Below are 15,463 nucleotides of genomic sequence, written 5' to 3'. Positions count from 1 at the left end.
ACTTTATCTAATAAAATTCATTATAATATATAAACTAGATATGAAAATACAAAGGAATAAAAATGTTTAAAGAATTGATTTACTCAGGACTTGGGGCTGCTGTTATAGTTAGACAAAAAGTGGAAGATGAGATAAAAACTTTAGAAAAAAATGGAAAAATCAAAAAATCTGATGCTAAAGAGTTTATAAAATCACTTGAGAAAAAAGGTAAAGTAGAAGATAAAAAAATCAAAAAACAAATCAAATCTTTAATAAAAGAAGTGATAGAAGACTTAGATTTAGCTACAAAAAAAGACTTAAAAAAGTTAAAAGAAGAGCTTAAAAATTAAAGGACTTTTATGCCTGATATATCAAGAATGAGACAAGAATATGTTTCAAAAGGATTGCATAAAGAAGACTTAGAAGAAACTCCTTTTAAACAATTCGAAAAATGGTTTAATCAAGCTTTAGAAGCTGAACTTATAGAACCAAATGCATTTACACTAAGTACAGTTGGAATTGATTTAAAACCAACACAAAGAACTGTATTACTTAAAATGTATGATGAAAATGGTTTTGTATTTTTTTCAAACTATAAAAGTAAAAAATCACAGCATATAGATAAAAACCCTAATGTCTCTGCGCACTTTGCTTGGCTAGGTTTAGAAAGACAAGTAAGAATAGAAGGTAAAATTTCAAAAATTTCAAAAAATGCTTCAATGAAATATTTCCTATCAAGACCAAAAGGAAGCCAACTTGGAGCTTGGGTTTCACACCAAAGTAAAGTTGTAAACTCAAGAAGTATTTTAGAATCAAATTTTGATGAAATGAGAAAAAAGTTTTCAAAAGGAGAGATACCATTTCCCTCTTTTTGGGGTGGATATCAAATTGTTCCAACATACTTTGAATTTTGGCAAGGTGGACTAAATAGGCTTCATGATAGATTCGTATATGAACTAAATGAAAACCAAGAGTGGAATATATATAGATTAGAACCATAAAAGGAAAATTATGCCTTGTAATAGATGTGATATAAAATATGAGTTTAGTAATAACTCTTCAAAAATATATTTTATAAGTGAATTTGATGAACTTATTTCAAAAGTAAAAATATTTTTAAAAAAATTAAATATTGATTTTCAAAAGATTGAAAATATAGTATACATAGAAGTTGAAGATACAAAAAAATTCTTTTATGAAAATATAGATGCTATTGAAACTACTTTTAACTCTTTAGAAACAGAAGATATAAAAATTTTTATTGACTATAACAATGAAGGTCTATCATATAAAGCAGTTTTAAATTCAAAACCCCTTCAGCGATATATAAATATGATTGAAGATGGAGAGTTCTTTGATGTAATAAAAAACCAATCTTTAACTTCACACTTTCAAGCAATAATAGATATGAGAACAGATCAAATTTATGGTTATGAAACTTTAGTTAGAGGTGTTAGACCTGATGGAACTTTAATATATCCAAATGAACTATTTGAAAAATCTACAAGAAATGATATGAACTTTAACTTAGATAGACTTTGTAGAGAAAGTGCTCTAAAAACAGCTGCTACTAAAAAAGTGAAACAAAAAGTTTTTATAAACTTTCTTCCAACTTCTATTTATGACCCAGAATTTTGTTTAAACTCAACTGTAAAATGGGCAAAGCAACTAGAGTTTGATACATCAAATATTGTTTTTGAAGTTGTTGAAACTGAAAGTATAAAAGATCAAAAACACTTAAAAAAGATACTTGAATTCTACAGAGAACAAGGCTTTAAAATAGCACTTGATGATGTGGGAGAAGGATATTCAAGTTTAAATATGATTATAGAATTAAAACCAGATATTATAAAGGTTGATAGAAATATTATCTCAAATATTAACAATGATGAATTAAAACGTTCTGTTTACAAAGCACTGTTTAATCTTGCTAGAGAAAATGGCATTGAGATATTAGCAGAAGGCATTGAAACCCCTTATGAGTTAAATACAATAAAAGAGATTGGTGTTGATTATGCACAAGGATATTATTTCAATAAACCAATGGCAGAACCAATAAGAATGATATATTTTTAAAGTTTGAAAGGATTTATTATAAAATTTTATTCACCATTTAGAGTTTACAGAGTTTTTATATTTTTATTAACAGTTTATCTAGTAATAAAAAGAAAAGATAGCTTTTTATTTATAAAACCACTTAAACCTAAAAAACTAAAATATACAATTATTAAACTAGGAGCTTCCTTTATAAAGCTTGCGCAAGTTCTTGCTACTAGGTCTGATTTTTTTAGTGAAGAATATTTAGAAGAATTAAGAAATCTTCATGACCAAATTCCTCCTATGAAGCAAAAAGATTTTGAAGAAATTTATAATATTGCATTTAAAGATAAACAAGTTTTCAAAGAGTTTGATAAAGAACCAATTGCTTCAGCTTCTATTGGACAAGTTCATAAAGCAATCCTACAAAACGATAAGAAAGTAGCAATAAAATTAAGACGAAAAGGTATTAAACAACAAGTCTTAGCTGATATTAAAATTATAAATATGTTCAATTCATTATTTAAACCTCTATTTTCAAGTTATACAAAAAACTCTATTGAAGCAGTAATTCAAGAGTTTTCAAAAATGATTGTTGAAGAAGTTAGTTTAAATCAAGAGTTACAAAACCTAAAAAACTTCAAAAAAGTATATAAAAAACAAAAAGTAAAATTTCCAAAAGCATATAAGAAGTATTCTTGTGATGACGCTTTAGTTATGAGTTTTGAAGAAGGTTTTAGATTTGATGATAAAGAAAATATCTTTAAACATAAAATTGATTTTAAAAAAATCATCTCAAATTTAGTTGACTTTTATACAACTCAAATGCTTATAAATGGATATTTTCATGCTGACCCACATCCCGGAAATCTACTTGTAAATAAAAAAGGTGAACTTATTTTACTTGATTTTGGTATGGTTAAAACAGTGCCAAATGATAAAAGAATTGCAATAATTGAGCTTATAAAAGCTGCAAATGAACAGGATTATGAAACATATATTAATGCAAGTAAAAAACTTGGAACAATTGCTTATGAAGCACCTATGGGAGAACTTACAGAATTTACTTCAAAAATGTTTGATATTTTTTCAAATGATAATCTTGATAGTGAATCTATGCAAAAACTTGCTTTTGAAGTGTTAGAAAGTACTAGAGACTTACCTTTTAAACTTCCAAGTGATGCAATTTATATACTTAGAGTTAGTGCAATTATTGAAGGACTTGGAACAACATATATTGAAAACTTCAATGGAGTAAAAGATATCTTGCCTATTTTACAAAAGAATCTTCCAAAAGCTTTAGGGGCAAAGGAATCAATAAGCGAAACTATCATTGAAGAGGTAAAAGATTTACCTTTTATTGTAAAAGATTTTAAAACCATGGTAAAAAGAGCAAGTGAAGGTAACCTTGAAGTTGAACTTTCACGTAATCAACTAGAATATCTTCAAGAATCTACTAAAAAACAAATTAAAGCTTATAGTATCTCTTTTGCTTTATTTTTTGCTGCAATTTTTTATTTACTCTATGGTTTTGAGCCAAAAGAAGTTTCCTTAGCTCTTTTTGCATTAGGCTTTATAAGGATTTTATATAAATGAAAAATGTTAAATTAAATGTAGAAGATAAAAACCGATTAATACAAATGGCTTGGCAAGATAGAACTACTTTTGATGGTATAAAAAAAGAGTTTAACCTAACAGAAAACCAAGTAAAAAACCTCATGAGAGAACTTATTTGTCCACAAGCATATAAAAGATGGAGAAAAAGAGTTCAAGGAAGAGTTACTAAACATGAAAAAAAAGTAGAATTTAAACCAATTAGATTTAAAGGACCATGGTAATGTATAGATTTGGATTTTTTTGTTCAAAAAGTGATAATAGTTTATCAACAAATAGAACTATGAATTTAAATAACTTAAACTATGAAAACGTTGAAAAAAAAGTAAAACAAAATGCTAAAGAGCTAATTGATTTATTAGAGTATTCAAAATCTAAAAACTACCCTATTTTTAGATTAGGAAACTCTTTTGTTCCTTTTATTTCACATAAACTTTTTGATATGGCTTGGCTTGACAAACTAGCACCAATTTTTGATGAAACAAAAGAGAGACTAAAAGATTTTAATATAAGAATAACTATACATCCAGGACAATATACAGTTTTAAACTCTCCCAAAGAGAATGTTATAGAAAACTCTTTAAGGGAATTAGAGATGTTTTTTTGGCTTTTTGATAGACTTGGAATTGATGACAATGGAACTGTACTAATTCACGGTGGTGGAGCCTACGGAGACAAAGTCTCAGCCATGGAAAGACTTATTGAAACTATTGAAAAAGAAGAGTGGTTAAAACAAAGATTAGCTTTAGAAAATGATGAAAGAGTTTATACAGCAGATGAAATTCTTGATGTATGCCAAGCAACAAAAATACCAATGGTTTTTGATATATATCATCATAGCCTAAATCTAAGTGAATTTAACCCAAAAGATATACTTAAAACTTGGGGAAATAAAAGACCTAAAGTGCATCTTTCTTCTAAAGGTGATGGAAAATTTGGAAATCATGCTGACTATATTGAAGCAAAAGACTTCTTTGAACTTGAAAAAATGTTTAAAAAAGATACTAAAAATATAGATATTATGGTTGAAGCAAAGAAAAAAGAGATTGCAATACAAAAATTAAAAACTGATATAAAAAAATAGAAAAAGACTCAAATAGTAGTTTTAAAATTATTACCAAGAAAATGTCAAGAAAAAATGTATAAATTTCTTGACATTTTATTTGTATAATTTGACACTTTGCAAATAAAAATAGTTAAAAATTTACTAGGAGTTTGAATGAAACTATACGCACCTTGGGAAAAAGCTTTTAAAAAAGTATCAACACCCTTTGAAGATTTTTTACATGCCCAAACAACAACAGGCTTGATTTTAATAATAACAACTGTATTAGCATTAGTATTAGCAAATAGTCCTTTATATGATATCTATGCACATTTTTTTCATACATATATTGATTTTAATGTAGGTTCATGGAAACTTTCTCATTCTCTTCATCATTGGATTAATGATGGACTTATGGCCATTTTCTTCTTTTTAATTGGTCTTGAAATAAAAAGAGAAATTACAGCAGGTGAACTATCAAATATAAAAGTAGCAATGCTTCCCATTTTAGCAGCAATTGGTGGTATGATTTTTCCTGCACTTATATATACAAGTTTAAATTATGGAACACAAGGAGCAGCAGGTTGGGGAATCCCAATGGCAACAGATATTGCTTTTGCAATTAGTGCTTTAGTTTTATTAGGAAAAAGAGTTCCCACAACCCTTGTAACATTTTTAGTTGCCCTTGCTATTGTTGATGACTTAGGAGCTGTTTTAGTTATAGCAATTTTTTATACAGAAACTATAAATATGCTTGCACTTAGTTTAGCAGGAGTTATGTTTGCTTTAATGATTGCTTTTAATAGATTTGGTATTCATATGATTCTACCTTACTTTGTTGTAGGTTTAGTAATGTGGTTTTTCATGTTAGAATCTGGTGTTCACGCTACAATTGCAGGTGTTTTAGCTGCACTAGCAATACCTTCAACGCCTAAAAGAGCTCCTGAAACCTTTACCCAAGATACAAAACGTTTATTAGATGAATATGATAACTATCCAGTCCAAGAAAATCACATGATGCATGAAAAACAAAAAAAGATTCTTACAAATATAAAAGATAAAATCAATGAAGTAGGAACACCTGCTGCAAGATTAGAATATAATCTTCATTTACCAGTTGCATTATTAATTATTCCTATCTTTGCTTTAGCAAATGCAGGAGTTAAAATTGACTTTAGCTCAATTGGTACTACAATCTTAGAACCTGTTTCGTTAGGTATTATTTTAGGACTTATTTTAGGAAAAGTTATTGGTATATTTGGGGTTTCTTTCCTAGCAGTAAAACTAAAAATTGCAGAGCTTCCAAAAGAGAGTAATATGAGCCAAGTATTTGGAGTAGCATTTTTAGGTGGAATAGGATTTACAATGTCTATATTTGTTGCAGATTTAGCTTTTGTTGGAAACCCTGAACTTATTTTCCAAGCAAAAATAGGAATCTTAAGTGCTTCTTTATTTTCAGGTTTATTTGGATATTTTTGGTTAAAATCAGTATCATCGAAAAACAAAATTCAAGATGATAATACAAAATAGTAAAGGTTAAAAGTGAAAAGTAAAAGTGTTCTATTGATTGAAGACAATATCGAACTACAAGAACTTATAAGCACATTTCTAAAAGATTATAATTATAATTGTATTGTATATTCAGAACCTTTTGAAGCATTGAAAGAGTTTGAAGAAAATCACGCAAAATACTCTATTGTTATTTTAGATTTATCCCTTCCTAGAATGGATGGCTTTGACCTTTTCAAAAAAATAAAGAAAATTAAAAATATACCTATTATCATCTCAACTGCAAGGGATGATATAGGAAATAAAATCTATGGCTTTGAATTAGGAGCTGATGATTACTTATCTAAACCTTATGAACCAAGAGAGTTAGTTCTAAGAATTGATGCAACACTTAAAAGATATAAAGATAGTGAAGAACTTCAAATAAATGATTTAAGAATTGATTTAAATAAAAGAAGTGTCTTCTTAGAAAATCAACAAATTGAATTTACAAAAATAGAAGCAGAAATCTTTTTTATGTTTATTGAAAATATAAACAAAGTTGTATCAAGGGAAGATATCATAAATCAAACTTCATTAAAAGAAGATACAAAAAATAGAACTATCGATATGCATGTTAGTAATATTAGATTTAAAATAAATGATGATTCAAAGGAATCAATATATATCAAATCAATTTGGGGTATAGGGTATAAATTTTGTGATAACAATTAGACAAAGACTTTTTATATCATTTTCTTTGATACTACTTATTATGCTATCAATAATAGGAGTATTTTTTTATACAATTTTTAATCTAAGTGAAATACATAAAAATCAAATACACAGATATGACCAAATAAGAAGAGTTGAAAAACTAAAAGAGTATAACAACTCTTTTTCTTGGATTGTTTTGGATATTGTAACTGATTATGAAAAGATAGAAGTAGTGAAAAAACGTCTAAAAAAATCAGATGAACTTTTTAAAAAGTTGATTATTAAGAAGAAAAAGACAATAGATAACTCTGAATCAACAATTGAAAAACAAAACATACAGCAAATATTTAAATATTTTGAAGAGATTGAAAATCTAATAAAATACCAATTATATAAGCTTATTTTAGTAAGCAAAAATGAAAAAATAGCTTTTGATAATTTTAATAAAAAATTTGAAAATATAAGTCTTAAAATAGATAAACTTTTAAAAGAAGAGATAGATTATCTTCAAACTAAATTAGATAAAACAGAAAAGAAACGAAATCAATTTATAGATACAATAAAAGTTGAAGTAGTTATACTTTTTATTATTGCATTTCTTTTATCATCTATCATCTCATCACGTATTACAAAACAGATAAAAGACAAGCTTGACAAACTAAACAAAGGTACTTTACAGCTTTTTAAAGATGATGAAACTACTATTAAAATAGACATTGGTAAGAACAATGAATTAAGTGAAATAACACATAATCTAAATTCATACCTTGAAAAGCAAAGTGATATTATTCATTCAAGGGAAGAGCTTTTAAGAAATATAAGTCATGAATTAAAAACACCAATTTCAAAAGCTAAATTTGTACTTGAAAATTTAAGACAAAACAAAGATGATAAACAAATAGATAGCCTAAATAAAGTTTTCATAGACATAGAAGAACTTACAAGCAAACTATTACAAAGAGAGAAATTAAATTTTGCAAAAATCAACTCTTCAAAGTTTAAAACTAGTAGCTTGATTCTTGAATCATTATCTAAACTCTCTATTGATGATGAATCAAAGGTAGAAGTTATTATAAAAGAGGACTTTAACATACTTGCAGATAAATATTATTTAACAATTGCACTTAAAAACTTAATTGACAATGCAATGAAATATGCGCAGGAATACCCAATTATAATTGAAGCTACTGAAAATAAGATTGAGGTTAAAAATATTGCAAAAAAACTTACAAGTGATCTTATTTATTATACCCAACCTTTTACAAGGGAACCAAATCAACAATTAGGTCATGGATTAGGATTAAATATTGTAAATAAGATAATTCAAATGCATGAGTTTAAACTTGATTATAAATATAACAAACCATACAATATTTTCTCAATTACTTTTAAAAATTAAAATTGTCAAGTTTTTGTCAAGTAAATGTATATTGGGATATTGACACTTATCATATAAAATATAATTAGTTTTATTGAAGGAGATAGTATGAGTTTTCTAAGAAATCTAATTGTTTTAATAGCTGTATCTTTTGCAGCTATTGGTTTTATTAGCGCTAGCTTTTAAGACAATATAATTCCTAATAAGTAAAACTACCATAAACTTTGGTAGTTTTGCTTTTACTCTATAGACTCTAGTAAAATATTACAAATTGTAATAAAAAAACATTATGCAAATATTTTAAGTTAAAATATCTTTATGAGAAAAGATATTTATGAAAAGATGCAAATACTTGCAGATAGTGCAAAATATGATGTAAGTTGTAGTTCTAGTGGAAGTGATAATAATCACAAAACTGGTGAACTAGGAGCAACACATAATAGTGGTATATGTCATACCTTTACTGCTGATGGAAGATGTGTTTCTTTATTAAAAGTACTTTTGACAAATTTCTGCATATATGATTGTGCTTATTGTATAAATAAAAAAAGTAATGAAATAAAAAGAGCTGCTTTTGCACCAAGAGAACTTGCTGATATCACAATCAATTTTTACAAAAGAAACTATATCGAAGGTCTTTTTTTAAGTTCTGGAATAATTGATAGTGAAGACCATACTTCAAACTTGATATTAAGAGCACTTAGAATATTAAGAAAAGAATACCATTTCAATGGCTATATTCATGTAAAATTAATACCTGGTACTGATGAGAAAATAATAGAACAAATAGTTGCCCTAGCAAATAGAGTAAGCTCAAATATAGAACTTCCAAGTGATAAGTCTTTAAAACTTTTAGCACCAAATAAAACAAAAGAGAGTGTTCTTCAACCGTTGAAGTATGCTAGAGATATTAGCTTGGAAAAAGATACAAAACCTATAGGAATGAGTACTCAACTAATAGTTGGAGCAACTCCTGAAAGTGACAAAGACATTCTAAAACTTAGTTCTGTTTTATATGATAAAGCCTTGTTAAAAAGAGTCTACTATAGTGCTTATATTCCAGTAAATGATGATAAAAACCTTCCTGCAATAATAAATAAACCACCACTTTTAAGGGAACATAGACTTTATCAAGCTGATTGGCTTTTAAGATTTTATGACTTTTCTTATGATGAAATAGTAAGTGATGAGTTCCCAGATTTAGATGAAGAAGTAGACCCAAAAACCTCATGGGCTCTTTTAAACTTACAATATTTCCCAATGGAAATAAACAAAGCTAGTAAAGATGAACTTCTTAGAATTCCAGGAATTGGCGTAAGGGGTGTATTTAAAATTTTAAAAGCTAGAAGATTTAAATCCTTAGATTTTGAGGATTTAAAGAAGTTAAAGATATCCCTAAAAAGAGCTAAATATTTTATAACTTGTAAGGGAAAGTACAATAGTAAAACTGCTTTTTATAAAGAAGATATTAAACAAGCAATAATTGCACCACCTAAAAAAAAGATAATACAACCCTCACTATTTGATATAAACTACAGTCATATTACAGGTGAATTATGATTTTAGTATATGACAAAACCTTTGAAGGATTTTTAACTTTAGTTTATGAGGTATATTATGAAAAACTACAACCAAAAGAAATTGTAAGTAAAGTTCCAGACACCCTACTTTTAGATGAGATAGTAGAAATAAAAGAAGACAAAGAAAAAAGCTTTAAAGTCTTAGAAGCTATTAAAAAGAAGTTTCCAAAAAAATGTTTTGAACTAATACTTAATATTTTTATGTGTGATACAAAAGAGTTTGAATTAGAGCTTCTAAAATATATTATTTTGGGCTTTAAAGATAGTAATGAACTTTTTAATATAAACCAAAAGGAAGTTTTCTATTTACAAAACTTAGAAAAAGAACTATTTAGGCATGTTCATAAAATGTATGGTTTTACTAGATTTGAAGAGCTTGAGGATGGAACTTTATATGCAAAAATAGAAACAAAGTTTAATGTAGTTTATTTTTTAGGCAAACATTTTTTAAAAAGATTAAACAATCAAAACTATATTATCCATGATATAAATAGAAAACTTGCTTTCATAAAAAATAATGAATATTTAGGTGTTCAAAATATTGCTTATTTTGAAGAACCAAAACTATCACAAAATGAAGAAAAGTTTAGAAAACTTTGGACTACTTTTTTTGAAGCAGTTGCAATACAAACAAGAGAAAATAGAAAATGTCAACAAAACTTTGTTCCCCTTTTGTATAGAACATATATGACAGAGTTTCTATAAATTACTATAAAATATCTACAAAGAAACACTATTTTTATATATACTAATATCAAAAGGGGGGAAATTAAAATGAAATATTTATTTCTTAGTATATTTACAATATTTTTATTTACTGCTTGTTCATATAAAGATCCAAACATCAAAAGTGTACCAAGTGTAGATCTAGACAGATATCTTGGTTCATGGTATGAAATAGCAAGATATGAACACAAGTTTGAAAAAGATTGTAAAAATGTAACTGCAACATATAGTCTTAAAGAAGATGATAAAATTGAAGTTATCAATAGGTGTACTAAAATAACTACTGGTGAAAAGTCTAAAGCAGTAGGAGAAGCCTATGCTGTAGATAATACAAACTCTAAATTAAAAGTCTCTTTTTTCTGGCCTTTTTATGGAGATTATTGGATTATAATGCTTGATGAAGACTACTCTTATGCAGTAATTAGTGAACCAAGTAAAGAGTATCTATGGATTTTATCTAGAACAAAGAACTTAGATGAAGATACAAAAGAGAAGATTTTAAAAAAATTAGAGTCTTTAGACTATGATTTATCTAAACTTATTTGGACAATTCAAGAATAGTAAATAAAGTATAGACCTACTGTGGTCTATACACTTTAATATTTTTATATCCCTTAGAGTCAATTAAATACTGAGCATGTAATTGACTTAAAATACCTTTGTCACAATAAAAAAGATATTGTTTGTCTTGAGGAAGTTTCTCAAATTGAGACTTTAATTTGAAAAACGGTATTTTTATAGTTTCACAAGAAGTTTCAATACAATCATCATTTTGTCTAATATCAATAATTGTATATTCACCACTTGAGATATCATTTACAATATCAACTTGTCCTATATCATTAACATCTTCATCAATGTCATCTACATTGATTGTAATTGCATTTTCAACAGCTTTATCTAAAACTTCATAATTGAATTTTTCTGCTTCTTTTTCCATTCTAGAAAAAGAACCATGCGTAATTGGATTTTGTGAAATTACACCACAATATTCTGGCATAGTTTCTGCGAATCTTCTAGTTCCAATTTTATTTGCCATTTCCATAATTTCAGGTTTATTCATTGTTGCCAATGGTCTTAATACAAGTTTATTAGTAACTTGGTCAATTAAGGCAAGGTTTCTTAAAGTTTGACTTGATACTTGAGCAACACTTTCTCCTGTAAGAAGTGCTTCAATTCCCATTTTATCAGCAATTTTTTCAGAAGCCATCAGCATAAGTCTTTTTAGTGTTACACCCATATATGATTGGCTTGTTGAATTGAAAATTTCTGTTACAACATCTTCAAAAGGAACAGATGTAAAAGTTATTCTATGAGAACTTCCATATTTATTCCAAAGATAATAAGCAACTTGTTTAACACCTATTTCATGAGCAATTCCACCAAGATTAAAGAAAACAAAATGTGTTTTAATTCCTCTTTTCATAGTCAAATATGAAGCTATAGTTGAATCAAAACCACCTGACATAAGGGATAAAATATCACCTTGTGTTCCAATAGGAAAACCTGATAAACCTTGGTATTTTTGCGTAATAATATTTAACTGTTTATGAATAAGTTCTATATTAATAGTAACTTCTGCATTTCTTAAATCAACACCTTTTGAGTTTGGATTTTGTGCTAGCATATAGCCACCAATATTTCTTTCCATATCAGTTGATTTAAACTCTTGTTGTCCTGTTCTTTTTGCTCTTACAACAAAACTTTTACCTTGTATTTCCTTTGCAGTACACTTATTTACTATCTCTTTCATTTCATCAATTGTTGAAACATTATCAAACTGTAAGGCTTCTAAAACAAGCTCTATTCCTGAAGTATTCAATAAGCTTTCTCTAACTTCTACAACTACATCAATAGGACATACAATTTCAATTTTATCAAAAAACTTTTTATATTCAATATTCTTGCTAATTCGCTCTAGTATTGTTCTTATGTTACTATAAAGCTGGTCAATCATTTGCCTTTTTGCTTTACTTCCTTTTACCATTACTTCTGGAAAAAACTTAACAATAAACTTTTGCGTCTTTGCTTTTGATTCGCTCATTATTTAAATACCTTATTATTTTATAAAGGCGCGATTATACCATAAAATATCAATATTTCTAAATTATACAACCATCACTGGACACTTAGCTAATCCTGTAACCTTATGAGAAACTCCACCTAATAAGTATCCAGAAAGCTCTCCTTGCCCCTTTGAACCAATAATAATCAAATCAATATTATTTTCTTTAGCAAACTTTAGAATCTCTTTTGCAGCAGCACCCATTCTAACAAAAGCTCTTACTTTTGTTACATCATTGTTTTTTAATATCTCTTTTCCTTCAGATACAATCTCTTTAGAAGCATCTCTTAAAGCATCTTCAAAATTATCTTTATCAACACTACTATTAAATGAAACAAAAGAACCTTCCATAAAACTATATTTTCTAAATACAGAAAGTAAAAATACTTCCGCATCATATTTTTTAGCAACATTACATGCCATGTCTAAAGCTTCAAAAGATTTATCAGAACCATCCAATGGAACTAGTATTTTTGTAAACATTTATATTCCTTACTTATTAACTCTACATATTATCTAAAAGCAACATCCCTTAAAAATAGTGCAATTTGTGGGAAGAAAATCAATGCCACAGATACACTTAAAAGAATAAAAATAAATGGTGGTGTACCTTTTATAACTTCAATATAAGGTCTTTTAAATACTGCTATTGCCGTAAATATATCACAACCAAATGGTGGAGTTGCTGAACCAATTGCAACTTGAAGAGTAATAATAGTTCCTACAAGTACTGGGTCCAGACCAACTGCAGTTACTACAGGTGCAAAGATTGGTACTAAAACTAAAATAACAACGATTGGATCAACAAACATACAACCAACAAAGAAGGCTATTGAGATAACTGCAAGAACTCCATATGGTCCCATCTCATTAATTCCAATTGAACCTAATATCTCTTGAGGAACTTGTGCAAAAGATAAAACCCAAGCAAAACCAGCTCCAGCCCCCACTAAGATAAATACAACTGCTGTTACTAACCCTGTAGATTTTGCCGTTGCATAAAAATCTTTTAGTTTCATAGTTTTAAAAATAAAACCTTCTAAGAATATTGCATAAGCAACACTTACAGCAGCAGCTTCTGTTGGACTAAAAATTCCACCAAAAATACCACCTACGATAATTGCAGGAAAACCTAAAGGCCAAAGGGCTTTATATAAAGCTGTAAATCGTTCTTTCCATGAAGCTTTTGGCTCTGTTGGAATATTGTGTCTATATGCATAAATAATACTATAAATAGAAAACAGTGCTAAGATTAAAAGCCCTGGACCAATTCCTGCAATAAATAGTTCAGGAATAGAAGTTTTTGCAACAATTCCATAAATAATCATCCCAATACTTGGTGGAATTAAAAATGCGATATCACTAGAATTTACAATAAGTGCTAATATAAATGAATCCTTATATCCACCTTTTTTAAGTCTTGGTCTAAGAGGAGAACCAATTGCAACTACTGTTGCTTGAGTTGAACCTGAAACAGCACCAAACATTGTACAAGCTCCTGCAGTACTTATGGCAAGTCCACCTTTTATATGTCTTACAAAAGCCATTACAAGGTCGATTAACTTTTCAGCAGAATGTCCTCTTGTCATAATATCAGCAGAAAGTATAAACATAGGTACAGCAATTAAAGCAGCTGGCCTAATTCCTGCCATCATTTGTTGTACCATAAATTGCATTTTTGAAAAATCAGAATCAAAAAGTAAATATATACCGAAAGTTGTTCCTGCAATTAATGGGATTTTCATAGGAAAACCTAAAAGAAGTAAAACAACCATTAATATAAAAATTGAAGTTGCAATATTATTTTTAAGAAATTCATATAAACTAAAACTTGTATCTTTTATTTCACTTGAAGTAACTGAACTTAAAATATCACCATAATCATTAATCATTGTTGCTTCAATAGCAATTTCACCATCAGATAAAGAAGAGATATCTGCATCAACAATTTCCCACATACCTCTTTTATCTGTTTCAGTTTCTAACAATATACTATTAGAATCTTGGTCTCTAAAAACTACTTCAACAACTCGCCACTTATGACTATTAAAATCTTCTGCCTGAGAATACCCATATACAGTAGTAAAAAAGTTGCCCTCTTTTTTTACTGTTTGAATCTCATCTATTGACATAGAAACATTATCTTCTGCAAATGTATTTGAAATGATACTAACTAAAAGAAAAGATAGTAATAATAGTTTTTTTAATATATTTGTTTTCATGATTAAGCCCTATACTTCAATATTTGTTTCTTTATAGCCATCTTTTACCTTTGTAGAAAGGAAAACATCACTTTTTCGAAGATTCTTGATTACTGTAAAACTATATTGTAAACCTGTTATGGCAAAACCAATTGGAACCCACAAATAAATATAAAATACAGGAATTCCTAATGCTGGAAGAATTCTTCCACTTTCATATACTTCTACAATATAACTATATGAATAGTATGTTAATACAAACATAAAAAAAGCTGTAACTGATGAAATAAATATTATAAGCACTTTTCTAACTGGTTTAGACATTGCATCATAAATAGCTGACATTCTAATATGTCTTGCATTTCTTGCTGCATAACTAAGTCCTGCAAAAGTAACTATAACTATAAATATCATATTTAACTCATCAGTAACAGTCAAAGCATCATTAAAGATGAATCTAGTAATAACTGACAGAATTGTTACCGCTGCCATTGCGACAACACCAATAGCTAACATAAATTCTTCAAAGCGGCTAAGCATTAAATCTAAAAAATCTACAGCCCTAAGAAATATGTTTTTATTTTTCGAGTTTTCAGCTGAGTCTTCTCTTTTCTTTTCGAACATATTTTCCCC

General features: G+C 27.9%; 16 protein-coding genes. 12 read left to right on the top strand and 4 right to left on the bottom strand.

Going from position 1 to position 15,463, the window contains the following annotated elements; genetic code table 11:
- The first annotated feature begins 62 nt into the window (after positions 1-62).
- The 12 genes from CRV01_RS07090 to CRV01_RS07035 all read left to right on the top strand — a co-directional run bounded on the left by CRV01_RS07090 (position 63) and on the right by CRV01_RS07035 (position 11,125).
- On the top strand, positions 63-329 hold the full coding sequence (locus CRV01_RS07090) for a hypothetical protein (protein ID WP_129007476.1): 267 nt from the start codon (positions 63-65) through the stop codon (positions 327-329).
- Between the two features lie 9 nt (positions 330-338).
- Complete coding sequence (gene pdxH, locus CRV01_RS07085; RefSeq protein ID WP_129007475.1) at positions 339-980, top strand: pyridoxamine 5'-phosphate oxidase; 642 nt, start codon at positions 339-341, stop codon at positions 978-980.
- A gap of 10 nt (positions 981-990) precedes the next feature.
- Positions 991-2,055, top strand: a complete 1,065-nt coding sequence (locus CRV01_RS07080) for an EAL domain-containing protein (RefSeq protein WP_129007474.1) — start codon at positions 991-993, stop codon at positions 2,053-2,055.
- Positions 2,056-2,058: 3 nt separating this feature from the next.
- The gene (locus CRV01_RS07075) at positions 2,059-3,612 is read left to right on the top strand and encodes an AarF/ABC1/UbiB kinase family protein (protein WP_258238344.1); all 1,554 of its coding nucleotides are present in this window, start codon (positions 2,059-2,061) and stop codon (positions 3,610-3,612) included.
- The gene (locus tag CRV01_RS07070; RefSeq protein WP_129007473.1) at positions 3,609-3,854 is read left to right on the top strand and encodes a TIGR03643 family protein; all 246 of its coding nucleotides are present in this window, start codon (positions 3,609-3,611) and stop codon (positions 3,852-3,854) included. The genes CRV01_RS07075 and CRV01_RS07070 overlap by 4 nt, the downstream gene beginning before the upstream one ends.
- Positions 3,854-4,714 carry a UV DNA damage repair endonuclease UvsE gene (gene uvsE, locus CRV01_RS07065; protein WP_164970027.1) on the top strand — a complete coding sequence of 287 codons (861 nt, stop codon included), beginning with the start codon at positions 3,854-3,856 and terminating at the stop codon, positions 4,712-4,714. The genes CRV01_RS07070 and uvsE overlap by 1 nt, the downstream gene beginning before the upstream one ends.
- Before the next feature lie 135 nt (positions 4,715-4,849).
- Positions 4,850-6,205, top strand: a complete 1,356-nt coding sequence (gene nhaA / locus CRV01_RS07060) for a Na+/H+ antiporter NhaA (protein WP_129007471.1) — start codon at positions 4,850-4,852, stop codon at positions 6,203-6,205.
- Between the two features lie 12 nt (positions 6,206-6,217).
- Positions 6,218-6,898 carry a response regulator transcription factor gene (locus CRV01_RS07055; RefSeq protein WP_129007470.1) on the top strand — a complete coding sequence of 227 codons (681 nt, stop codon included), beginning with the start codon at positions 6,218-6,220 and terminating at the stop codon, positions 6,896-6,898.
- Positions 6,885-8,279, top strand: coding sequence for an ATP-binding protein (locus CRV01_RS07050; RefSeq protein ID WP_129007469.1), 1,395 nt, complete (start codon positions 6,885-6,887; stop codon positions 8,277-8,279). The genes CRV01_RS07055 and CRV01_RS07050 overlap by 14 nt, the downstream gene beginning before the upstream one ends.
- Before the next feature lie 297 nt (positions 8,280-8,576).
- Positions 8,577-9,818, top strand: coding sequence for a putative DNA modification/repair radical SAM protein (locus CRV01_RS07045; protein WP_129007468.1), 1,242 nt, complete (start codon positions 8,577-8,579; stop codon positions 9,816-9,818).
- Positions 9,815-10,543: a TIGR03915 family putative DNA repair protein gene (locus CRV01_RS07040; RefSeq protein ID WP_129007467.1), complete on the top strand. Its 729-nt coding sequence runs from the start codon at positions 9,815-9,817 to the stop codon at positions 10,541-10,543. Before CRV01_RS07045 ends, CRV01_RS07040 begins: the two co-directional genes overlap by 4 nt.
- A 69-nt stretch (positions 10,544-10,612) precedes the next feature.
- Positions 10,613-11,125 (top strand): lipocalin family protein, encoded by a 513-nt coding sequence (locus CRV01_RS07035; RefSeq protein WP_129007466.1) that lies wholly within the window; start codon positions 10,613-10,615, stop codon positions 11,123-11,125.
- 16 nt (positions 11,126-11,141) lie between these two features.
- On the opposite strand, the gene thiI is transcribed toward CRV01_RS07035, so the two are convergent.
- From thiI to CRV01_RS07015, 4 genes are all read right to left on the bottom strand, one after another.
- The gene (gene thiI / locus CRV01_RS07030) at positions 11,142-12,608 is read right to left on the bottom strand and encodes a tRNA uracil 4-sulfurtransferase ThiI (RefSeq protein ID WP_129007465.1); all 1,467 of its coding nucleotides are present in this window, start codon (positions 12,606-12,608) and stop codon (positions 11,142-11,144) included.
- A gap of 63 nt (positions 12,609-12,671) precedes the next feature.
- Positions 12,672-13,112, bottom strand: coding sequence for a universal stress protein (locus CRV01_RS07025; protein WP_129007464.1), 441 nt, complete (start codon positions 13,110-13,112; stop codon positions 12,672-12,674).
- A gap of 29 nt (positions 13,113-13,141) precedes the next feature.
- Complete coding sequence (locus CRV01_RS07020) at positions 13,142-14,851, bottom strand: TRAP transporter large permease (protein ID WP_258238343.1); 1,710 nt, start codon at positions 14,849-14,851, stop codon at positions 13,142-13,144.
- Positions 14,852-14,860: 9 nt separating this feature from the next.
- On the bottom strand, positions 14,861-15,454 hold the full coding sequence (locus tag CRV01_RS07015; RefSeq protein WP_129007463.1) for a TRAP transporter small permease: 594 nt from the start codon (positions 15,452-15,454) through the stop codon (positions 14,861-14,863).
- Between the last annotated feature and the right edge of the window lie 9 nt (positions 15,455-15,463).

The sequence above is a fragment of the Arcobacter sp. CECT 8983 genome (assembly GCF_004118855.1).
GTDB lineage: Bacteria > Campylobacterota > Campylobacteria > Campylobacterales > Arcobacteraceae > Halarcobacter.
Note: the sequence above shows the minus strand (reverse complement) of the source record. Positions and strands in the feature narration are given on the sequence as shown.